This window comes from Paraburkholderia sp. RL18-085-BIA-A, assembly GCF_046027075.1.
In the GTDB taxonomy this organism is placed as follows: Bacteria; Pseudomonadota; Gammaproteobacteria; order Burkholderiales; family Burkholderiaceae; genus Paraburkholderia.
Genome location: NZ_JARESU010000080.1, coordinates 17,773 through 37,622, shown reverse-complemented (window position 1 = coordinate 37,622; position 19,850 = coordinate 17,773). Strand labels below are relative to the sequence as shown.

At 58.3% G+C, this 19,850-nt stretch carries 20 protein-coding genes; 10 read left to right on the top strand and 10 right to left on the bottom strand.

All coding sequences use genetic code 11. The features are described from left to right. The 3 genes from P0D89_RS35205 to P0D89_RS35195 all read left to right on the top strand — a co-directional run. Positions 1 to 283, top strand: a 283-nt coding sequence (locus P0D89_RS35205; protein ID WP_408377917.1) for a hypothetical protein, incomplete at its 5' end; no start/stop codon positions are given. Between the two features lie 92 nt (positions 284 to 375). Continuing rightward, the gene (locus P0D89_RS35200; RefSeq protein WP_408377915.1) at positions 376 to 795 is read left to right on the top strand and encodes a cupin domain-containing protein; all 420 of its coding nucleotides are present in this window, start codon (positions 376 to 378) and stop codon (positions 793 to 795) included. A 557-nt stretch (positions 796 to 1,352) separates the two neighbouring features. Beyond that, positions 1,353 to 2,054: a TetR family transcriptional regulator gene (locus P0D89_RS35195; RefSeq protein ID WP_408254303.1), complete on the top strand. Its 702-nt coding sequence runs from the start codon at positions 1,353 to 1,355 to the stop codon at positions 2,052 to 2,054. 609 nt (positions 2,055 to 2,663) lie between these two features. Here P0D89_RS35195 and P0D89_RS35190 read toward each other — a convergent pair. The 4 genes from P0D89_RS35190 to P0D89_RS35175 form a co-directional block, all read right to left on the bottom strand. Then, positions 2,664 to 3,527 carry a hypothetical protein gene (locus P0D89_RS35190; RefSeq protein ID WP_408377913.1) on the bottom strand — a complete coding sequence of 288 codons (864 nt, stop codon included), beginning with the start codon at positions 3,525 to 3,527 and terminating at the stop codon, positions 2,664 to 2,666. A 291-nt stretch (positions 3,528 to 3,818) separates the two neighbouring features. Next, the gene (locus P0D89_RS35185) at positions 3,819 to 5,363 is read right to left on the bottom strand and encodes a hypothetical protein (RefSeq protein ID WP_408377911.1); all 1,545 of its coding nucleotides are present in this window, start codon (positions 5,361 to 5,363) and stop codon (positions 3,819 to 3,821) included. Between the two features lie 53 nt (positions 5,364 to 5,416). Continuing rightward, positions 5,417 to 5,560: a hypothetical protein gene (locus P0D89_RS35180; protein ID WP_408377909.1), complete on the bottom strand. Its 144-nt coding sequence runs from the start codon at positions 5,558 to 5,560 to the stop codon at positions 5,417 to 5,419. Positions 5,561 to 6,178: 618 nt separating this feature from the next. Further along, positions 6,179 to 6,622, bottom strand: coding sequence for an RNA 2'-phosphotransferase (locus tag P0D89_RS35175; protein WP_408377922.1), 444 nt, complete (start codon positions 6,620 to 6,622; stop codon positions 6,179 to 6,181). Between the two features lie 266 nt (positions 6,623 to 6,888). Between P0D89_RS35175 and P0D89_RS35170 the strand changes: the two genes are divergently transcribed. Next, a complete protein-coding gene (locus P0D89_RS35170; protein ID WP_408320165.1) occupies positions 6,889 to 7,338 on the top strand; it encodes a DUF3597 domain-containing protein in 450 nt (149 codons plus the stop codon). Between the two features lie 117 nt (positions 7,339 to 7,455). Here the strand turns inward: P0D89_RS35170 and P0D89_RS35165 are convergent, their stop codons facing one another. From P0D89_RS35165 to P0D89_RS35150, 4 genes are all read right to left on the bottom strand, one after another. Further along, a complete protein-coding gene (locus P0D89_RS35165; protein ID WP_408183468.1) occupies positions 7,456 to 8,298 on the bottom strand; it encodes a tetratricopeptide repeat protein in 843 nt (280 codons plus the stop codon). Continuing rightward, positions 8,295 to 9,242 carry a non-homologous end joining protein Ku gene (gene ku / locus P0D89_RS35160; RefSeq protein ID WP_408377906.1) on the bottom strand — a complete coding sequence of 316 codons (948 nt, stop codon included), beginning with the start codon at positions 9,240 to 9,242 and terminating at the stop codon, positions 8,295 to 8,297. Before ku ends, P0D89_RS35165 begins: the two co-directional genes overlap by 4 nt. Before the next feature lie 183 nt (positions 9,243 to 9,425). After that, a complete protein-coding gene (gene ligD, locus P0D89_RS35155) occupies positions 9,426 to 11,933 on the bottom strand; it encodes a DNA ligase D (protein ID WP_408377904.1) in 2,508 nt (835 codons plus the stop codon). 184 nt (positions 11,934 to 12,117) lie between these two features. Then, complete coding sequence (locus P0D89_RS35150; RefSeq protein WP_408377903.1) at positions 12,118 to 12,339, bottom strand: hypothetical protein; 222 nt, start codon at positions 12,337 to 12,339, stop codon at positions 12,118 to 12,120. A gap of 255 nt (positions 12,340 to 12,594) precedes the next feature. Here P0D89_RS35150 and P0D89_RS35145 point away from each other — a divergent pair, with 255 nt between their 5' ends. Next, complete coding sequence (locus P0D89_RS35145) at positions 12,595 to 13,032, top strand: response regulator (protein WP_408377901.1); 438 nt, start codon at positions 12,595 to 12,597, stop codon at positions 13,030 to 13,032. Positions 13,033 to 13,133: 101 nt separating this feature from the next. On the opposite strand, the gene P0D89_RS35140 is transcribed toward P0D89_RS35145, so the two are convergent. Further along, positions 13,134 to 13,406, bottom strand: a complete 273-nt coding sequence (locus P0D89_RS35140; protein ID WP_408377899.1) for a hypothetical protein — start codon at positions 13,404 to 13,406, stop codon at positions 13,134 to 13,136. 417 nt (positions 13,407 to 13,823) lie between these two features. On the opposite strand from P0D89_RS35140, the gene P0D89_RS35135 reads away from it, so the two are divergent. Beyond that, positions 13,824 to 14,252, top strand: a complete 429-nt coding sequence (locus P0D89_RS35135; protein ID WP_408377897.1) for a PaaI family thioesterase — start codon at positions 13,824 to 13,826, stop codon at positions 14,250 to 14,252. 323 nt (positions 14,253 to 14,575) lie between these two features. Here the strand turns inward: P0D89_RS35135 and P0D89_RS35130 are convergent, their stop codons facing one another. Beyond that, on the bottom strand, positions 14,576 to 15,526 hold the full coding sequence (locus P0D89_RS35130) for a LysR family transcriptional regulator (RefSeq protein ID WP_408377895.1): 951 nt from the start codon (positions 15,524 to 15,526) through the stop codon (positions 14,576 to 14,578). 386 nt (positions 15,527 to 15,912) lie between these two features. Here P0D89_RS35130 and P0D89_RS35125 point away from each other — a divergent pair, with 386 nt between their 5' ends. From P0D89_RS35125 to mhpD, 4 genes are read left to right on the top strand one after another with little or no spacing between them, the layout of a single operon-like run. Continuing rightward, entirely contained in the window at positions 15,913 to 16,863 is a 951-nt protein-coding gene (locus tag P0D89_RS35125) for a 3-carboxyethylcatechol 2,3-dioxygenase (RefSeq protein WP_408377893.1), read from the top strand. Between the two features lie 27 nt (positions 16,864 to 16,890). Beyond that, positions 16,891 to 18,405: a 4-hydroxyphenylacetate 3-hydroxylase family protein gene (locus tag P0D89_RS35120; RefSeq protein WP_408377891.1), complete on the top strand. Its 1,515-nt coding sequence runs from the start codon at positions 16,891 to 16,893 to the stop codon at positions 18,403 to 18,405. A 41-nt stretch (positions 18,406 to 18,446) separates the two neighbouring features. Then, positions 18,447 to 18,974, top strand: a complete 528-nt coding sequence (locus P0D89_RS35115; protein ID WP_408377889.1) for a flavin reductase family protein — start codon at positions 18,447 to 18,449, stop codon at positions 18,972 to 18,974. A 35-nt stretch (positions 18,975 to 19,009) separates the two neighbouring features. Continuing rightward, positions 19,010 to 19,843, top strand: a complete 834-nt coding sequence (mhpD, locus tag P0D89_RS35110) for a 2-keto-4-pentenoate hydratase (RefSeq protein WP_408377887.1) — start codon at positions 19,010 to 19,012, stop codon at positions 19,841 to 19,843. Positions 19,844 to 19,850: the final 7 nt, after the last annotated feature.

Below are 19,850 nucleotides of genomic sequence, written 5' to 3'. Positions count from 1 at the left end.
GGTGGCGCTCCGCGTTGACCAGCTTCCGGGCGACACGCAGGGCATTGCCTTCATCATCCCGGGCACGCTGCCGGCTGACCCGTACGGCTTCCTCGATTTCAACTACGCGCCACCGTGTCTCTATCGCCGCGGCGACCGGCCGACGGTCGAACGGCCAATCCGCGTGCGCGCGACCGATGCGGCCGGTTGGACCGTGTATACCGACGCACTGACCGCCCAGAGTTTCGCGTGCGATGCGCCGCCGCCGGACGCCGCGCAGCGACTGAAGCGTCCAGGAAACTGAGAGCCGAAATCCCGGCCCTTACCCTTTCTACCGTCGCCTATAGTGATTGCCATGGCGTGACGGATACGCGGGTTGATGACCGGAGGTGCGCAATGGAAACAACCTCACCGAGGGCGAAAGTGGGTCGTGTTGTTCGTGGTGGTGCCAGCCACATGTCCCAGCAGGGCTCCGTGCATGCGCCCGGTATCAGCAAGGAGACGGTGGGGTCCGAGGTTCTCTACCTGGGCGTGGTGTCCGTGCCGCCCGGGGGCAGAACCAGCGCTCACATTCACGAACACCATGACACCGCGCATTACATGCTGAGCGGCGACGAAATCGAGTTCTATACGGGCGAGGCACTGGAAGACCGGCAGGTGGTGCGCCCCGGTGATTACATCTTCACCCCGGCGGGCGTGGCCCATGTCGCCGTCAACCGCAGCCCGACCCCCGCCGTTTTCGTCGTCGCCCGCAATGAGCCGACGGCGCGGGAATGCGTGGTCATGCGTCCGGAACTCGACGCCAGGGTGCCGTGAGCGGGGTGTGATGCGGGCGCGTTTTCAAATAATGATGTGATTCTGGTTTGGTCCGCAATTTATGCGCACGCGCCAGCTTGGCATGCGCTCGCCAGATGTCAGACACTTGTCTGACGAGGTGCTGCAGCCAGCGTTTCACACCGCTAGCGCGCCATTGCTCCATGGCTGAGTCAGCGTGCGTCTCGCGGAATGGTTAACGGCCTCGCGAATGCGCACGGCAGCGGAGCGCAGCGTGACAGAGCGACTGATGGGTCAGCCTGCGTAGGCAGGCCTGCTGCCAGGTCACCAAGCGCGGCGAAGAAGTCAGCCGCTGGAAGCGAAGCAATCTCATGCAACCGGCCCAGCACAGCCGAGTCATCACAATCTACCGCAAGCTCCTTCCGCAGCATCTCGAACACCGTGAAGACCGCGTCTGCGTGGCTAGCGTAATTTCGTTTGTCCATTCTCGCTCTCTCCTCGAATGCGACATTTTACCGTCCGTGGAAATCGACGACGGGAGACGCGCATAATGTCGGCGTTACTGAAGCATTCCACTGCAAAGATGGGAGCCACCGACAATGAACGAACCCAAAATGAAAAGAGACCCCGAGGGCACGCGCCGGCGCATTCTGGAGGCCGCGACGCAACAGTTCTCAACGCTCGGGCTCGCCGGGGCGCGCGTCGACACAATAGCCGCCGCTGCCTGCACGAACGAGCGGATGCTCTATTACTATTTTCAAAGTAAGGAAGGGCTGTACGTCGCCGTCCTCGAGGCCATGTACGTGGAGTTCGCGAATCATGAAGTGAGCCAGGACCTGTCGGGGCTGCAACCCGCAGACGCCATTCGAGCGCTCGCACTCTCCATATGGGATTACCTGAGGTCAAACCCCCAGTGGCTGAACCTCATCAACAACGAAAATCTGCACGGAGGGCAATATCTCGAGCGCTCGCCGAAACTGCGAGAGGCCATTTCGCCGGTGATTAGCCTGTTGAGCGCAACCTTGGCGCGTGGCGCAGCGGCCGGCGACTTCCGCGCCGATGTAGACGCGCTGGATTTCTATGTCACCCTGGTCGCAATGGGCTATTACGTGGTGTCCAACCGGTTCACGCTAAAAGCGTTCATCGGGCGGGACTACTCGGAGCCGTCTGCCATCGAGGCAGTGTCCGCGATGCATGTCGAGATGCTGCTTTCGTTTTTGAGGCCAGCATCGGCAGCCACATCACTCTATCCTGCGAGCGCTGGCGCCGCTGCACGGGAAGACGGGGCGAGAATGAACTGACGGTTGCCGTCACCGGCTGTCATTCTATCGTTGCCGTGCCGTTCGAGCTTTCGCCGCCGTCGGCTTCCATCTCGTTTATCGAGCTGCCTTGGCGGGACATACTGGACGAATACGACGGTGACGACCTTAGCCTCGACTTCGAGGGCCTGGTCACCGTCGACTAGGACGAAGACCGCGCCTACTACGGGCACGAAGTCGACGTGCGCGCTACCCTGACAGGTGTGTTACAAAGGGCGCTGCTCGAAAACGACGGGAGGCATGGGCGCTTCATTCACGTGCAGCCGAAAGACGTCAGAGCGCGCGTAATGCCCGGCAACGTCGAAGTCATACTTGGCTCTGGCCAAGTCTCCCGAGTCCAGTTCTTGCACAAGGATGGCGTCTGTATCGAAGACTGGACCTGCGAGGATTTCGCCCAGAGGACTGACAATGCAACTGCCGCCGCGCATCAGCACGGTATCCGGTTCGTTTCCCTGAATGGCAGCATAGTGTTCAGGCGCGTCCTTTCTCGGCCGAATGCGGTGTCGCCATGCAGTTAGTCCGGCTCTTCTGCTGGGTGGGAGGCGTTTCGAACGCAGAGTTGGGCTTGGCCAGATTCCGCCCAGTGGCCGGTTATCGTCGCTGTCCGCCCACGGTGCGTTCGAGCTTCTGGTGGTCGGCTAGGGGAAAGCGCTCCATAAAGGGCATATACGACGCCGGCGGAACCGCGCGAAGCCGGCCGTCACGCAGGTGCAATGCCTCGCGGATGGCCGTTGCACCGGCTTCCCCGGCTTCCCCGACAGCCATGCCCGAGACGGCGTACTGCCGAAGCGATTCACACTCCTTGCGGTCGAGCACCCGCAGGAAGTTTGTCCACTTTTCCGGGTTCACACCCGAGGGCGTTTCATAGAAGGTCTTCAGGGTGCCGTCCGTGTCGACCGACATCAGAAACAGTTCTTTGAAGCTATATCCCTTCGGCTCCATCGTATCGGGATACTGCGCGCCGTGGTGGCGACGATAGTTCAGAATGCTGTACGCGTTGTCGACGATGTCTCCGACGGCAAGGCCAGTGACCTCCTGAAGTTCACGCACCAGTGCGCGCGGCGTATTGGGAATGGCGGTAGGTGGCTCGAGCAGCCAGCCATCCTTCTGCAGGCCTTCCGAGCATGCGCGTGCGAGCCCGTATTTCAGGTCGCGGGGGGCGGTTCGCGGACTCTGCCCGGGCACAGGCCGCGCGAGCGCGCGATACACCTTCCCGTGAAGCGCAACTTCGTAGAAGGCGACCTCGTTGCCGAGGCGCAGCGATGCGTTCGCCGGGTATCGGTGAAAAATAACGCCTTCGTAGTACGCCATGTAAAGCGCGTCTTTCTCCGCAATCAGGCCTGACCTCAGCCCGGTGTCCTTGCGGCGTTCCGGGTCGAGTACGGCTGTGTGCGGCGTCGCCTTGCGCTCCGGCTCCTCTGCCGCACTGGGTTGGGTCTCGAGCACCGTGCTCATCTTTCACTCCCCTTTTCGAAATCGGTCGCTGTTTCGTCTTTGAAATCTGGCCGCGCATGGTCGCCCCTTGCAATGCTCTCACGGTTCGCCTTATCAGGTTTAACATGACCTGCTCTACGAGAGATAGGCGACCAGCCGAGAGAATACTTCGCCCAGTCAGCAGTCACACCGGATATGTGGAATCTGGAGGGGGCATCGCGCCGTTCACCCTCGATTTCAAACAATGACTGGACGAACCAAGAGCACGTTCCCAAGCTCGCTTTCGTCGGAAGCGGCGAAGCGGGGATTAAGCTAGTCCGAATAGGTCGCTTTCTTCATAACCACGAACACAAATTCCAGGTTCTCCTTGGTCGGTGGTTTCTTTCGCAACCATCGTACGTCAAATCCTAAGTAGGTAGCCCAATGAACGCCCTGCGTGAACTCCTTCCACTTATCGTTCTTCGCAGACAACTCGATGAATTGATTCACGAGTAGGTACTGATGTGCTCCAGCGCAGTACCGAGCGCGTTCGTACGCGTCCTTTATGAATGGGTAGGCTTCTGCGTACTTTTGTTCACGATAGTAGTAGGTACTTCGTTGCCAAGGAACCATCCATGAAAGTGTTTCCGTAAGCCCGCGACTCTCGAGGCGCGTGCGATAGGCCTCAATGCTCGACATTGTGAGGTCTCTGGACTTCCTCAAAGCAAACCCATCGCGCAGGAGTTCTTCGAACCCGTCAGGGAAGGCGTGTTGAGGGGCGAAGGCCTCCGGATGTTCAAATTGGAACGCAGCAAATCGTCCGAATGCCCGACTCGCCACAATGGCTTCGTCGGTAGTGATACGGCCGCTCGCCAAGCCGTGGCTGATGGCGAGTTGCCGCTCCGCAAGTTGGTCCCAATAGTCCGAGACGACGTTGAACCAGACCTCATCCCAATGGCTTGCGGGAATTTGTTCGCGAGCGATGAGTTCCTGCACGAACTCGCGAACGCTATGGGTGTCTTCCAAGAGGTGCTCGGCGACCAGGCAAAAGCAGTTGCAGAATTCCTGCAGCGTCTCATTCCCAAAGTGCTTCAGCACGAGCATCGAGAGGTCTGTCGCGGCACGCGACAGAAATAGCGCAGTCCGGATACTCACTTTCTGCGCTTCGGAAAGCGACTGCAGCCCTTGCTTGGCTCGAAATCTGCCGAGCGCCACGAACGATTCGGCGAAGTTCTGAAGCAGCGATGACCATGACGGAACATTGCGACCTGCGAGCCAATTTTTTGCGCTGTCGAGGTTCTTACCCAGAAGCGCTAAATCAGTGTCGTCCGGGCAATGGAACCGTTGGATTGACGTTCCGGAGAGTTCGTACACCCAGCGCATGACGCGTTCGAGTGGCCACTGCCAGCTATCGCCGTCGCGTTTAGGCAGGTACCAGAAAGCGTCTGCCGGGACGAGAAGGTCGTCCGCTGCGACGTTGTGCCGTTGGAGATGCTTGGCGAGGGACATCGCCAACCTTGGGGCGACGCTCTCCAGCAGAAACCATTTGGCCGTCTCGGACTTTGGGAGGTAGGTACCTTCTGTCTTCAGCGCATGTCGATAGGTGTCAAACAGGTCAAAAAAGACATCGCCGAACGCCCAGAACTCGCGCGGTGGCAATACGCCCGCGATGAGATAGCTGAATGTCACGAGAAGCTTGCCAAGATTCGGGTCGAGTTGGCCGACTTCGTTGGCCAGGCGCCGCAGCGCCGTCTGCGTAGACTTCTTCCTAGCTTCGTCGAAGCTTTCGTCTCGCTCATGTTTTCTGGGCAGAACCCCGAACGCGTCGAAAACGAACTGCAATACCTCACCTTGGGTAGGGAAGCCAACAATCTTCATGATGCGGACCAGTGTTGGAGACAGGAGCCCCGCCGAAGCGGGGCGCTGAGAGATTATTTGTTTTTCCGGTTCGCGTCCAGCTGATTTCCTCGATTACCATGCACCTTCGCATTTGTGGGGTTCGTTCCGCTCGTTCCCTTGTTCTTGTTGAGCGCGTCGGCGCGGTCATTGGCCTGTTGTTTGGTCAGTGTCTTCATGTTCAACTCCCGAATAGAAAGGAGCTGTCATGCTAAGTAGTCGCCCGGTCGCCGGCCAGGTGAAAATTGGCGACGAAGTTTTTTGCGCCCTGGCACCGGCGCACTCATAGCAAACGGTTCGCTTACCGCTCCCCGGGAACTACGGACTGATGCGATGTCTAGCCTTGTCTTCCATCGTCCTGTACCGCACTAGTACAACGTGGCTGTGTATGCGCTTCATCGCTTGGTCTCTGCAGAAGCGTTTTTGATGATGATGAGGACGACAGTCACCAGCTCCTAGCGACAGACTCAGTGGCCTTGAAATACACAGTTTTCGGACAAATTTGTCGGTGAATCACACAGCTTTCGGACAAGTCACGGCATCCCAAGATAAGAATCGTGCAGGATTCGGTCACCATCAATCCCCCGCTGTGAAAAAGGGCTTGCACACGATGAAGGCCGGCTCGCCTTCATCGTCGAAACCGTCGGCGAAGTTCAGTCTCGCCGACTGAGCGCTCGGATTTGCATCCTTGAGCCCAGCAACGGTATCAGCAAGTAGCAGTTCCTTCGCGCGCTCGCGACTCAGCCCACGCCGTTGCATGCGTTGAGTTGTGAGAGATTTCACACGAGCGCACACATTCATGATTTCGACCCATGCCCGTGCGGCCCAAGTTGAGCGAGGTAAACCGCTGGCACTACCTCAATAAGCCAAACTCCATTATCCGACCGCGAGAAAGCGTACCCGTCAGCGTGCTTCCGCGCCGCGTCCACGACCAACACCAGTGGTTGGCCGTGGCGAGCACCGACCCGCGTTGCCGTATCGGCATCCGTGCTCAGATGGACTGCGTGCCTAGTTTGAGCTGTCAACCCTTCAACGGCGATACTCGTCCAGTTACTCCAGGCGGTGCCGTGATAGAGAACAGCAGGCGGTTCCATCGCGGCATATCCAAGGTCCACACCTACCGAGTGGCCTTGCGCCGCGCGTATTCGCTTGCCATCCGCTGAAAGCGAAAAGCGCTGTTTATGGTTTGTGGCCACGACTGCCAAGATGACGTCTTTGGAGACGGTCGGCAGCGTCCTCAGTCGCTTCGAAGCGCTTACGTGACGCGCGGCACGTTCGATTGCGCATATCAGCTCATCGACGGATTCGTTCGCTTAAAGCGCCCCAGCAGTTGGGCGTTTGATTCTCGGCGGGCGCGCTTATCCGGCCTTCACGAATTGGATGGCCTTCACAATAAGCCAGCCGAGGAGCGACAGCAGGAAGAACCCGTAGATGAAAATCGGGTAGGCATGTCCGTTGCGCGACCAAGAAGGCCGACCATTGTGTGTCATGACCCAAGGAGCAACAAATGAGCATCTTTTCGACCATCCTCAATAAGATTTTTCCGCATGACCACCCAGCCAACACAACCTCAGCGGCTACTGCAGCGCCGGCCGCCACCGCGCCGGCACCCGGTTCCACAACAGCACCAGCCGGTGCGCCATCCACACCATCGACTGCGGCAGCGCAACCCTCACAACCCTCCGCTGCGCCAATGCCAACCGTGGATGTTGGAGCGGTCCTTACGCAAATGCAGGAAGGAAGCGGACAGCAATTGAATTGGCGCACATCGATTGTCGACCTGCTCAAGCTCCTCGGGCTCGATAGCAGCCTCGACGCCCGCAAGCGACTGGCCTCCGAACTTCATTACACGGGCAACACGGAGGATTCAGCCACGATGAATGTCTGGCTGCATCGCGAAGTAATGCAGAAGCTGTCAGAGAACGGCGGCAAGGTGCCCGACGACCTGAAAAACTGAGTGAGATAGCCTTCGGTCTTCTGAATGACAAGCGCCGTAGCTTATGCTGCGGCGCTATTACTTATGAAGGTTTTTTCACCGGCGGCATGCCGCCTATTGCCGACCGGCAAATCTAATTCAGCCGACCAGCCGCCGATAGGCGCTCAGGTGCCTGACGAGACCTTGCTTGTCGCCACGAATCTCGCTTAGCCGGGCAAGGTTGAAGTGAGCGTCGGCATGCGTCGGGTCAATTTCTATGCACCGCTGATAGGCCGCTGCCGCCGCGTCGTAGCGTTTCAGTTCCTCTAGGACGACTGCGCGGTTGAAGTGAAGCAACGCGTCGTCGGGAAAATGCTCGAGTGCGCCATCGAAAATGGACAACGCCTCATCGCAACGCGTTTCCGCCTCGCATAGCAATACGCCCAGATTGGTATATGCGTCGTAATGCGGTGATGGCGCAAGCTCAAGCACTTTCCGGTAGGCCTGTTCCGCACCCACCGCATCTGTTTCGGTGAGCTGCTCGGCAAGTGCGAACCATTCTTCTGCCTGCTCTTCCCGACTCGCCAGGTTTCGCGGAGCCGAGTCCAAAAACGCTACATCACCTCGGATAGGTGCAACCTCGAAATCAAGCAGGTGCTGGCCTGATGCAGCGTCCCATTGGGACTGTCCTGACCTGACCGCTACAGTTTCGCCGACCGATGTGATTCGGATTCCAGACAGCGGAAGTTCGTCAGGGAGTTCGGCTTTCAGCTTGGCAAGCGCCTTGAGAATTTTCCGTGATGAGACTTTCGCGGATTGCAGTTGAAATGCGGTGCGAAGGACCACGACATCCTGGAACGAGAAACGAAGTTCGTTCCGCCGACCGCGCGCGGGATGAACAAACCCCGCGTCAATCAGTCCAGACAGAACTCTGCGCGAAACGCCCAGCAGGGACTGGAGGCTCCGCAAAGAATAGTCGTGTGACAGATTTCGTCTGTTCACTTGCGAGCTCGAACCTTTGCCGGCGGCGCTTCTTTCACGTCGACTCTCGGAGCGGCTCGTTTGACGGGGCGCCGCGGTTTGGCTGACAGTCCTTCAACGTCATCTGCCGAAGCCTTTTTTGCCGGAGCCGTCTTCGCAACCGATTTGGCAGGTGCGGCTCGCTTTGCCTTGTTGGTGCTCAGACTTGCTCGCAGCGCTTCCATCAGGTCAATCACCTGGCCACCGGATTCCTCTGCTGGCGTCTCTGGTGACACAATCTGTTTGCCAGCAATTTTCCGGTCGATGGCTTCGAGAATCCGCTTCTTCTCTTCGTCTTCGTACGCAGTCGGGTCGTATGCGTCTTCCGAAACCTGGTCGATGATTTGAAGGGCGAGCTTCAGCTCCGTATCACTGACACTCACCTGTTCGATGTGCAAATCGCTCAGCGCGCGCACCTCATCGGCAAACAGCAATTGCTGAAAGACCATCCCATCTTCCGCCGGCCTTATCTGAACAATTCGGGTCTTTCCCTTGTACGACCATTTTGCTAGCGCGCAGCGTTCGCTTTCGCGCATCGCCTGTTGCAGCAGACTGTACGGTTTGCCGCCCCGTTTGTCCGGAGCGATGAAGTACGCCTTGTCATAGTAGAGCGGGTCCACCGACTTCTCAGGGACGAAGGAAACTATCTCAACAACGTGGCTCGCACCTTCCTCAAGGGCCTTCAATTCGTCGGGAGCGAAGACGACGAATTGTCCCTTTTCAAATTCGTAGCCTTTCTTCATGTCAGCGCGGGCGACGACATCTCCGGTGGCCTCGGAAATGTACTGCTGCTTGACACGACCGCCGTCCGGCGTCAGCAGATTGAAGCCGACGCCGGCAGCGCTGTCCGTAGCCGAATACAGCTTCACCGGTATGGACACCAGGCCGAAGGAAAGCGTCAGCGATGCGATGGAACGCGCTGTCATGTGATTCTCCTGATAGAGGCCGGCGCAGGTGCCGCCGGTGCTGCTTACCAACTATCTATTTAAGAAGGCCAACCCTCCGCGTTGCAGAGCACGTGATGTGCCTGTCGCTGCCGGCCCGCGTCGTGCGCTGCGTGGCATGTACGCATCTTGCGAATCACCGCGACGAGCTCGGCGACAGCTTTCCTACCGTAGGCGCTTTATGGCTGACGCCAGCGACTGTTTTGCCGACCAGTATGCTTCCCAAGGGTCTTGCGTTTGAAAGCTAAGATACTCTCTCGCCGTTTGCACCGTCCAGTGCGCGCCGCTTTTTAGGTCGGATAGTTGCTCCCATGAAACCGGCATCGAGACACCCATCCCCGGCCGTGCCCGTACGGAAAATGCAGTGGCGGTCGTCTGCCCTTTTCCATTGCGTAGATAGTCAACAAAGACTTTGCCGATTCTGTTGGCTGCCCCTGAAGTCGCTGAAAAGCGGTCTGGAATGGTTTTGGCCAGATGCCGGACGAACGCCTGCGAGAACGCCTTCACAGATTTGTAGTCAAGTCTTGGCGTAAGCGGCACGACGACATGCAGCCCCTTGCCGCCGCTCGTCTTTAACCAGGCCTTCAGGCCCAGCTCCGTAAGCAATGCATGGACAAGGACAGCCGCCTCCTGAATCTGCTTCCACTTCACGCCTTCGCCTGGGTCGAGGTCAAAGATGACCCTGTCAGGCTGGTCGATTCGCTGAACCGTCGAATTCCAGGTGTGAAACTCAACGACGTTCATTTGGGCCGCCGACATCAGAGCGTCAGTTGTGTCGACCGTCAGTAATGGCGGATGATTCAGCCACAAGTCACGGTCGTGCGCCTTGAGACCGGGCATGCCGGTCCTTTCTGCATGCTTCTGAAAAAACAGCTCGCCGGAAATGCCCGTAGGCGCACGGACCATCGCAAGCGGCCGGTCCGCCAGATGGGGAAGCATCCATTGGGCAATGCTTTCGTAATACCGAATCAAGTCCAGCTTTGTAACGCCGCTTGTTGGGTCGACGACACGCTCAGGGTGCGTGACTTTCACCTGAGAGGCGGGCGCCGGCGTTAGCGTCTCACCGGCCTCCCGGACGACGAGGCGCGCGGGCTTGTCGACGCGCAGACCCTTGAACGACGCCTGGCGCACGACGCCTTCCGCAGTCCACTCGGCAAACTCGACCTCGGCAACGAGTTCAGGCCGAACCCAGCGCTCGCTGCCAGCCGCACGCCTCGACCAGCGGCTGGGCTTCGATACGGCGACGTCAAAGGGAGTTGCATCCAGCTCGAGCGGCGTCAGGCGCAGCCATAGGTCCCGGCCAGTGCGGGCATTCCAACCGGTGCCGACGCTGCCGGCGTCATGGAGCTGGTTGCCGACATAATAACCAAGCAGGAGGCTGCCAACTTCGCCGTCCTTGCCGCCCCGAGCGGTGAAACCACAGACCACAAGCTCCTGCCGAAGCCGGCACTTTGCCTTCAGCCAGGTCTGCGTTCTCCCTGACTCATAACTCGCGTCGCGACGTTTCAACATCAGGCCTTCGAGACCGAGACCGGCAGCCGCCTCGAATATCTGGGCCACCGAAGCGTCGAAATCCTGACTGAACCGGATGCGGTCGCCTTCATCTTTGAGCGTGCTGGAAAGCAGCGCGCGCCGGGCCCACAGGGGGACGTTCCTGAGGTCCCTCCCATCGAAGTACGGGAGGTCGAACAGAAAATAGATGATTTCCTCATTCCTGACGCCGTCTACAGCGTTCTGCAGAGCGGAGAAATCTGGCAGCCCGTTGCTCAGCACGACTATTTCGCCGTCAAGCCATCCACTGGAGACTGGCAGGTTTGCAACCCCTGCAGCCAGGCTTGGGAGCTTCTTCGTCCAGTCGTGTCCGCCACTCGTGAACAGTTTCACGCGCCCTTTGTCGACTCGGGCGAGCATTCTGTAACCATCCAGTTTCGATTCAACTATCCAGTCGCCGCCCGTCGGTAGCGACGAAGCCAGAGTCGCGCGCTGCGGTTCGAGTTTGGCGGGGAGCGGCGCGCTCGTTGCTGCAGACAGGTCGATTTCCTGGTTGCTCTTGCGCGCCGGCCGCACGACTTTCGGCTCCCGCTCTTCGAGCAGCCCCAACGGCTTCGTGGCGACGCTGTCTGGAAGCGCCTTGATGACATCGTATTTCGCCAGCGGTTGTGCCCATTCATCGCGTTTCTTGAAGAGCATCCACTGGTCCTGTTTGTCGCCTGGCTTGGATATACGCACCAGTTCCCACAAGCCCGCGAGTTTCTCGCCATGGAGTTGAAACATCAGCTTCCCGGCAGCCAAGGCCTTTCTCGGGTCACCAACCGATTCCCACGTCCCGCGGTCCCATACGATGACGGTGCCAGCGCCATACTGTCTGGGCGGAATCGTGCCTTCGAACGTCGCGTACTCGAGGGGATGGTCCTCGAGATGGATGGCGATTCTTTTTTCCTTTGGGTCGTAGCAGAGCCCCTTGGGTAAAGCCCACGAAACCAGCACGCCATCCAGCTCAAGCCGGAAATCGTAGTGAAGGCGACTCGCCCAGTGCTTCTGAACGACGAAAGCACGGCCCGCTGACCTGCTTGTGGCGTGGGTCGATGGTGCAGGTTCGGGCGTAGCTCCGAAATCCCGCATTTTCTGGTAGCGGCTGAGAGGTGAAGACGCCGCCCTGCGAGTCGTGACCATGGCTGCAGTCGAAGAACGCCCAAATCAAGGTAGGTTTCCGCGCCGGCTAACCGCCGAAGGCACAGGCTTTAGTGGCAGCGCCGTGGCGCCGGCCAGACTTCCATCCGCCCATCGCTCGAAGGCTAAAGGTTATAGGCGCACCGTCAAAGTATCACTCTGCGACGCGCCGACGTTAGAACCTGTTTTAGCTCCACCCTTCGGTGCCCTTCAGTTCACCATGCTTGTGTGAATGCGTCGCTGCGTACTTCAGTTCGAAATGCGCACCTTTGCCGCTACGTGTTGGCGGAAAGTGTTCGCCTTCGACGCAGGTGACCTCGAAGGTGTCTTTCCCATCATCATGCACGACCGAATAGATACCCGAAACTTTTACTATTTCGCCCGGCTTGTATGAACTGTCGCCCGCCATTGTCCTTCCCCTTTAAATGGTTGAGAACAACGACTAAGCAAGCGACGTTCCGAGCCGGGTAAGCGTGGAATAGCCGCTCGGATTACCTGGGACGCTGGGGAGGAATGCTTAACTTCGAGCCCACGGCCGCTGACCTGGGCGGCTCGTTGTGAACGTGACCACTTGGATTCCGTAGCCTCGCGCATACGAAGGCATGCGCTTTATGGGAGGCATGTCTGTTGCGGACGCTAAGCAAACGTTTAAGCATTCCGAGCCATGTCGACTGTTCTACTCGTTGATGATGACCCCGATAACCTGTGGGCGCTCCAACTGGCACTCGAAAGCGGGGGCCATCACGTACTGCTTGCGCAAAATGGGGCGCAAGCATTACGCCTAGTCCTACACGAAATTCCGATGCTAATAGTCACTGACTGGCAGATGCCTGAGATGGACGGGGCGGAACTGTGTCGGCGGGTCAGATGCCAGCCCGCATTTGCCCGCATGCCTATTGTGATGCTATCGGCCATGGCCGAGCCTGACGCCGACCCGCATTGCTGGTCGGCATTTTTCCGCAAACCAGCCGACCTCAACGAGCTTTTACGGGTGGTCAACTCCTTTGTAGCTGCGCGACTGACAAGTGTCGCCGCGCATCCATCCACAGAGAACCGCGTGCCTGCGCGGTGGCAGCCCGTCGATGAGCGATGCTGGCCATAGCACGTTAGTTGTTCGGCTGGTTAATCGACTGGTGCGTGCGCCTAGGCGCACCATGAGTGGCCATCCCTCAAAACCGAACAAGGGTTCGCTGGCTTTCGCGATTAGTCCCCAAACGGGTTGCCAGTGTCTTTCACTTCGGGATTGAGGTTGTATTCGGCACGCATGTCTTTGAGCACGCCCTCGATGTCGCGCTCGAAGCCTACCGCGTTGCCGAAGTGGGTCATGTTCCAGTTGCAGCCTGTCTTGTCAGCCTCTTGAAATTGGGGCCGCGGCACACGAATCTTCACGCCGTCTTCGACGACTTCCTGCAGTCGATGGATTCGCCGGTTGACCTCCTGCTGTAGTTGCGAGGCATTGAGCATTTTTCGTCTCATCGAAGTCTTCCTCCGGTTTTTCAAGCCAGTCTAGCGCAAGTGATGTGACCCGCCACCCGGCGCTAAGGCTTCCGGAAGAAAGCATGAGCCTTGCTTCGTCTCAGTGTTCGGTACGTCAGTACGCGACAACCTGGACGCTGGCGCCGCCAACGTGAAAACGCTCTTCGAGCCGTTGAAACACGAGATGCCGGCGAGCTAATCGACGCCATAATCAGTTAGAGTGGGCTTAACGTCGAACAGCTCAAAAAATTTCAAGACTTTGGCCCTCAGTCGAGCTTCAAGGCCGCTATCCGACGTTACGTTGAGGATGTAAAAACCAAGGCCTTCCCGTCAACTGAACCCGTCTTCTAGTTCATGGCCGAGCTGGAGACCAAGTGTTTGGCTCCCCTGGTTCCGCGTAATGAGAGGATAGACAGCATGAGCGAGATAACAACAAGAGTCGAAGCTAGCTTCGCGGCGCAGGGGCTGATGAAAACGCTTGGCGCCACCGTGAGGTCAGTGTCGGACGGAGAAGTACAGATTGACCTGCCATTCTCGAGCGGCCTGTCCCAGCAGCATGGGTTCACACACGCCGGTGCCATTACAAGCATCGTTGATAGTGCGTGTGGATACGCAGCACTGACCAAAGCACCTGACGGGTGTGAAGTCGTAACTGCTGAGTTCAAGATAAATTTCTTGCGACCTGCGATTGGTGACTTCTTCGTCGCAGTCGGTAACGTCGTGAATGCAGGAAAGAAACTTGTGGTCTGTACCGGGGAAGTTCGGGCTTTTGTTGCGAATGAACCTGGCTTTAAGGTGGTGGCGCTAATGCAGGCAACCGTGTCTGTCATTAGTTCGCAACGCTAGCTCTCGTTACAGACAGTTTGCGCGTGGATACAGCATGCAAAGGGTAACGAGCAGCTTGACAACAGCCACTCAAATCAGGGCGGCCTCACACCGGAGTACCTGCTGTCGAAGCGAACCGATGTGTACGTGAATGCCATCTATCAGCGTGCCAGCGGAACAGGCGCTGTCGCATCGGTCAACGGTACATTCGCAACGTCGTCGGGTCAGAACCAGACTGCTCTGCGGCTCGGTATGCGAACTCTGTTCTAACAGTCATTGTGGTGACCAGCCGGCGCGATGCTGTGCCGGCGCGGTCGCATCCCAACCTTCGCCTTGAAACTGCCTCACGTTTCCTCGAGGAGTTCGTCGGTGGAGGTCTCATATGTTTTCTTGAGTCGCTCCGCTCCCAGCCAAAGGCCGCTACTCACGATTTCATCCACGAGTTGGAAGATAAGTCGTTGACCTTCTCGTACGGCTTGGGAGTGAGACCGCGCAGTGTTCTCGCATAGGGCCCAAGTCATGTAAGCACCACGAATCGGGCTCCAGGACAACGACTCCTCCCAATATGGGTTGCCGCTGACCGCACAACAGGGAGTGACAGTGTCGGCCACGCCTTGGCGCGCCAATTCCATTGAGAGGTGCATTGCGTCGATTTCGAAAAGCGTCTTTAAATCATGACCCCGGCGAGAGAGGGCGTTCTCGACGGTAGTTCGAATGACGTTGGGCTTTCCAGGCAATGCGAACTGCAGGTCCTCGAGCCGCGAGAGAGCTACAGGCTTATCAGGTTGCAACCCCGCCTCCTTCTGCCCGACGAGAATCAGCGGCTCTCGAATGAGAGGCGTGTGCACGTATCCTTGCGGCGGAGAACCCTCGAATGGCACGATGGCAAGGTCCAGCATCCCGGAGTGCATGACCTCACGCAGTTCGTGGCTGGCGCCTTCGTGCACCCGCAATGTGACGCCGGGATATTCGGCAACCAGGCGTGGGATGTATTTGGATGTGAACAGATAGCGCCAGGAAGGCGCAACACCGATGGACAGCTGTCCCGCTGCTCGGTCGCCGACCTGTTCTACCAGTTTCGTGAGCTGACGCAGAATCGGGCGCGCGCGCTCAAGCAATAGCGTCCCCGCATCGGTGAGCAACACACCGCCTTGGGTCCGGGTAAAAAGCTTCGCCCGCACTTGATGCTCCAGCAGCGCAATGTGGCGCGATAACGCGGGCTGGGACAGTCGCAGGTCTGTCGCTGCCTTGTTGATGCTCCCAAGCTCCGCAACACGCAGAAAGTACTCAATCAACCGCGAGTCCACGTCTGTCTCCGTTAGGCCGATTGTGTGCAACTTTGGCCAAAGTTATCCATAAATCGATTATATGACCGGACCACCTCGCCTCTCGAATCGGGGCTTTCCCTGGTGACTGTTTTGACCTTATTCGTGTGCCATCAGACTTCATAACCTCATGAATAATTGAGGAAAGTCATTTCCTTGTTAGGGTTTAAACTGATAACCATAAATCGGATGGACTCTATAGAAAACACGCATTATCCGGGTAACGACCGTCTAGCTACCATTTGTTCAACGTTTCGCCGACATCGCCGCCACCCTCAGCGGTGGGCAAAGCGGATAGACCAGCCATCGAGCTGGCCGTGCGTATAGCACGGACGATTGAACATAGGAGACAGACCGTGACATTGGCCGTGCTGGGTGCATCTCATACCCCCTTGATGCAAGACGGAGTTGCTGGAGATGACGTGCGCTCCGCTGTTAAGCAAGGCTTCGCCACTCTGGCAAAAAGAGCAGAAGAGTTCGCACCGGACCTTCTCATCCAGTTTGCTCCGGACCACTTCAATGGTTTCTTCTACGAGCTCATGCCGAGCTTCTGCATCGGCGTAAATGCGACTTCGCTCGGCGACTGGGATACGACAACGGGGACACTCCCGGTTGCGTCCGATGACGCTGTGAAATTGAGCGACGCGCTGATTGAAGACGGTCTGGACATCGCGGTCTCCTATCGCATGGAAGTCGACCACGGTTTCGTCCAAATCTGGGAGCGCATGTTTGGGACCTTCAGTCGGTTCCCGACGATTCCCATCTTCATCAATTGCGCAGCTCCACCACTACCGACGTTCAAACGCGCCCGCCTGCTCGGTGAAGCGGTCGGACGCTGGGCCGCTGCGTCCGGCAAGCGCGTACTGATTTCCGCTTCGGGCGGTCTGTCTCACGACCCACCGACTCCGAGCATCGTTACCGCGCCTGACGAAGTGAAGGAGCGGCTTATCAGCGGCCGACATCCATCGCACGAGGTGCAGCGTGCCCGAGTCGAGCGCGTACTGGCAGCAGGGGTACGCGCGGTCCGTGGCACCCCGGAAATTCTCCCGGTAGACGCCGATTGGGACAAGGCTTTCATCGAACAACTACAGAGCGGGAATCTGAGAGATTTCGACGCTTTGACTACTCGAGAAGTTCGCGAAAAAGCCGGACGCGGTGGTCCCGAAGTTCTGGCGTGGGTTGCCGCATTCGCAGCACTTTCTGTGAATGGCGACTACAAGGCCGACCTTATTTACTACGAGGCGATTCAAGGATGGATTGCCGGCATGGCAATGATGTTCGCCGAATCAAAAGCATCGCGTGTCTGACGCAATTGCGAATTTAGGAGACAAGTCATGGGTATCAGAACCGGCAAGCAGTTCATCGAAGGATTGAAGAATCGCCCGCGCGACGTATGGGTCCGCGGCGTACGCGTCGATGACGTCACGACACACCCGGCATTCAAAGGCGCTGTCGAGCAACTCGCCGCGCTGTACGACACGCAGCATGACCCTGAGTTGCAGGACAAAGTCACGTATGTCGTGCCGGAGACTGGTGAACGTGCCGGCCTGGCATTCATGCCCGCAAAGTCTGCAGCAGACCTGCGCAAGCGTCGTGAAGCCTATCGCATCTGGGCCGAGACAAACTTCGGCCTGATGGGGCGTTCGCCTGACTTCATGAATGTCACGCTGCTGGCCTTCTGGGAAGCACGCCATGATTTCGCCAAGGGCGGCCAGAAGTTCGCGGACAACATCGTGAAGTATTACGAGTACATCCGCGACAACGACCTGTTCCTAAGCCACGCGCTCATCACGCCGCAGAACGACCGCTCCAAGCAGTCGTCTGAGCAGGCCAGCATGCACCTGCGTGTCGTGAAGGAAATCGACGAAGGTATTTACGTCAGCGGCGCTCGCATGATTGCAACGCTCGGCCCGGTCTCAGACGAAATGATTATGTACAACCTGCCGCAGTTCAAGGCAGGCGATGAAGACCACGCGCTCATCTTCGCGGTACCGACTGACGTCAAGGGCATGCGCCAGATTTCGCGCGACCCGTATTACGTCGAAGCGCATGAGAGCTACGACCATCCGCTGTCGACGCGCTTCGAAGAAAACGATTCGCTTCTCATCTTCGATAACGTCTTCGTGCCGTGGGACCGTGTCTTCTGCTATCGCCAGGTCGAACTGTCGAACCAGCTCTATACCCACACCGGCGTGCGCAACCACACCGCGCATCAGACGAACACCCGCGCACTTATCAAGATGCAGTTCTCGGTCGGCCTTGCAATCGCTGTTGCAAAGTCCATCAAGGCAGACCAATTCCTGCACGTTCAGCAGATGCTGGGCGAACTGCTGGGCTACATCGAGCAGGTCAAGAGCGCACTCGTGCGCTCTGAGTATGAATCGGAGCCGACGGAAGTGGGCACCGTGCGTCCTAGTCTTGCTCCGCTGCAGGCAATCCGCACGATGCTCCCGACAGCGTATCCACGCGTCATTGAAGTGATGCAAACCATTGGTGCCGGCGGGTTCATGTTGATGCCGAGCGGAGCTGACTTCCGTGCGCCGGAACTGTCCGACAACCTCGCGCTGTACTACCAGGGTGCCGGCGGTATGCCGTCGGTCGAGCGCGTGAAGCTTTTCAAGCTGGCATGGGACCTCGCCGGGGAAGCTTTCGGCCAGCGCCTCGTGCAATACGAACGTTATTACGCGGGCGACCCGGTTCGCAATCTGGCACTGAACTATCTCAGCAACCGCAATCCCGACATGCAGCGTCTGGTCGACAAGGCACTTGCACTGGCAGGTGACCCGAATGGTCCGGTCACAGTAGCGGAACCAACCGACAACGAACTGGCAGCGGAAGTGAACTCATGAGCGATAACGAGAGAGTCACGACCGGGAACGAGGATTGAATCATGTCAGACACCAACCGAGCCGCCGACACATCGTCAACAGAGGCTAGCGCGACAGGGAACGCTTTCCGCCACGCGCTTGGTCACTTTGCAACTGGCATCACCGTGATTTCAGCGCTCGATGCTAAGGGCAAGCCGTACGGCGCGACCGTCAGCTCATTCTCGTCACTGTCGCTGGACCCACCGCTCATCCAATGGAGTCTAACGACGACATCGTACTCGTACCCCGTCTTCAGTCAGGCAAAGCACTTTGCGGTCAACATCCTGGCGTCTGACCAGGAAGATGTCTCGCGCATCTTCTGCGAGCCGATTGACCGGTTTGCGCAGGTCGACGCGTTGAAGGGCCTCGAAGAACTGCCGCTCGTCGCTGGTTGTCTGGGCTGGATTGAGTGCAGCCTCGAGCGCGAAATTGAAGCTGGTGACCACACCATTTTTGTGGGCCGCGTGTTGCGCACGCGAGTAGCCGACAAATCGCCGCTGGTCCATTGGCGCGGGTGCTACCACCCGCTCGAAGTCGACTCCGTTTCTTGACTGTACGTCGATGCTAGCAAACACCAGAGGTTCTCATGTCAGATACAGCTGTTGAACACAACGCAATCAACGCTTTGAGCATTGAAGCTCTGGCGGCCGAACTGCGCAATTGCTACGAAACCGGGCAGACCATCGCTCCGTTGCGTTCGCGCTGCTCGTCCGACGACGTGGACACGGCATATGCAATCCAGGACGCGAATACGAGATTCTTCGAGGCACAAGGCCGCCGACTCGTCGGTCGAAAAATCGGACTGACTTCGAAGGTAGTTCAGGCGCAACTGGGCGTTGACCAGCCCGACTTCGGGATGCTGTTCGCCGATATGGCCGCGGGGGAAGGTGAACCCATTCCGGTTAGCCGCCTGCATCAGCCAAAGGTAGAAGCGGAAGTGGCCCTCGTTCTGGCCGAGGACCTCGATATTGAGACGCCAACAATCGCCGACCTGATTCGAACGACGGCGTACGTCGTGCCGGCCCTGGAGATTGTCGGCAGCCGGATTGCCAATTGGGACATCCGTTTTTTTGACACCGTGGCTGACAACGCTTCGTCTGGAATGTTCGTGCTTGGCGGACCCGCACGTCGTATTCAAGACCTGGATTTGCGCGGCCTGCAGATGACGATGCGTCGCGACCACGACGGGGTGACGACAGGTCCGAATGTCGTATCGACGGGTTGCGGTGCAGCCTGCCTCGGACACCCACTTAATGCGGCCGTGTGGCTCGCAGGCGAAATCGCTCGCCGCGGCCGTCCTCTCAAAGCCGGTGACGTTGTGCTGACCGGCGCACTGGGTCCCATGGTCCCGGTCACCGCTGGTGACACGTTTGTCGCCCAACTGTCGGGACTCGGCGAAGTCACGGCGAAATTCGTTTAAGAGGTTT

Excerpts from the sequence above, each read along its gene's own strand:
- P0D89_RS35200 (WP_408377915.1), top strand. The coding sequence starts at position 376 with ATGGAAACAACCTCACCGAGGGCGAAAGTGGGTCGTGTTGTTCGTGGT.
- P0D89_RS35195 (WP_408254303.1), top strand. The coding sequence starts at position 1,353 with ATGAACGAACCCAAAATGAAAAGAGACCCCGAGGGCACGCGCCGGCGC.
- P0D89_RS35190 (WP_408377913.1), bottom strand. The coding sequence starts at position 3,527 with ATGAGCACGGTGCTCGAGACCCAACCCAGTGCGGCAGAGGAGCCGGAG.
- P0D89_RS35185 (WP_408377911.1), bottom strand. The coding sequence starts at position 5,363 with ATGAAGATTGTTGGCTTCCCTACCCAAGGTGAGGTATTGCAGTTCGTT.
- P0D89_RS35180 (WP_408377909.1), bottom strand. The coding sequence starts at position 5,560 with ATGAAGACACTGACCAAACAACAGGCCAATGACCGCGCCGACGCGCTC.
- P0D89_RS35170 (WP_408320165.1), top strand. The coding sequence starts at position 6,889 with ATGAGCATCTTTTCGACCATCCTCAATAAGATTTTTCCGCATGACCAC.
- ku (WP_408377906.1), bottom strand. The coding sequence starts at position 9,242 with ATGACAGCGCGTTCCATCGCATCGCTGACGCTTTCCTTCGGCCTGGTG.
- ligD (WP_408377904.1), bottom strand. The coding sequence starts at position 11,933 with ATGGTCACGACTCGCAGGGCGGCGTCTTCACCTCTCAGCCGCTACCAG.
- P0D89_RS35150 (WP_408377903.1), bottom strand. The coding sequence starts at position 12,339 with ATGGCGGGCGACAGTTCATACAAGCCGGGCGAAATAGTAAAAGTTTCG.
- P0D89_RS35145 (WP_408377901.1), top strand. The coding sequence starts at position 12,595 with ATGTCGACTGTTCTACTCGTTGATGATGACCCCGATAACCTGTGGGCG.
- P0D89_RS35140 (WP_408377899.1), bottom strand. The coding sequence starts at position 13,406 with ATGAGACGAAAAATGCTCAATGCCTCGCAACTACAGCAGGAGGTCAAC.
- P0D89_RS35135 (WP_408377897.1), top strand. The coding sequence starts at position 13,824 with ATGAGCGAGATAACAACAAGAGTCGAAGCTAGCTTCGCGGCGCAGGGG.
- P0D89_RS35120 (WP_408377891.1), top strand. The coding sequence starts at position 16,891 with ATGGGTATCAGAACCGGCAAGCAGTTCATCGAAGGATTGAAGAATCGC.
- P0D89_RS35115 (WP_408377889.1), top strand. The coding sequence starts at position 18,447 with ATGTCAGACACCAACCGAGCCGCCGACACATCGTCAACAGAGGCTAGC.
- mhpD (WP_408377887.1), top strand. The coding sequence starts at position 19,010 with ATGTCAGATACAGCTGTTGAACACAACGCAATCAACGCTTTGAGCATT.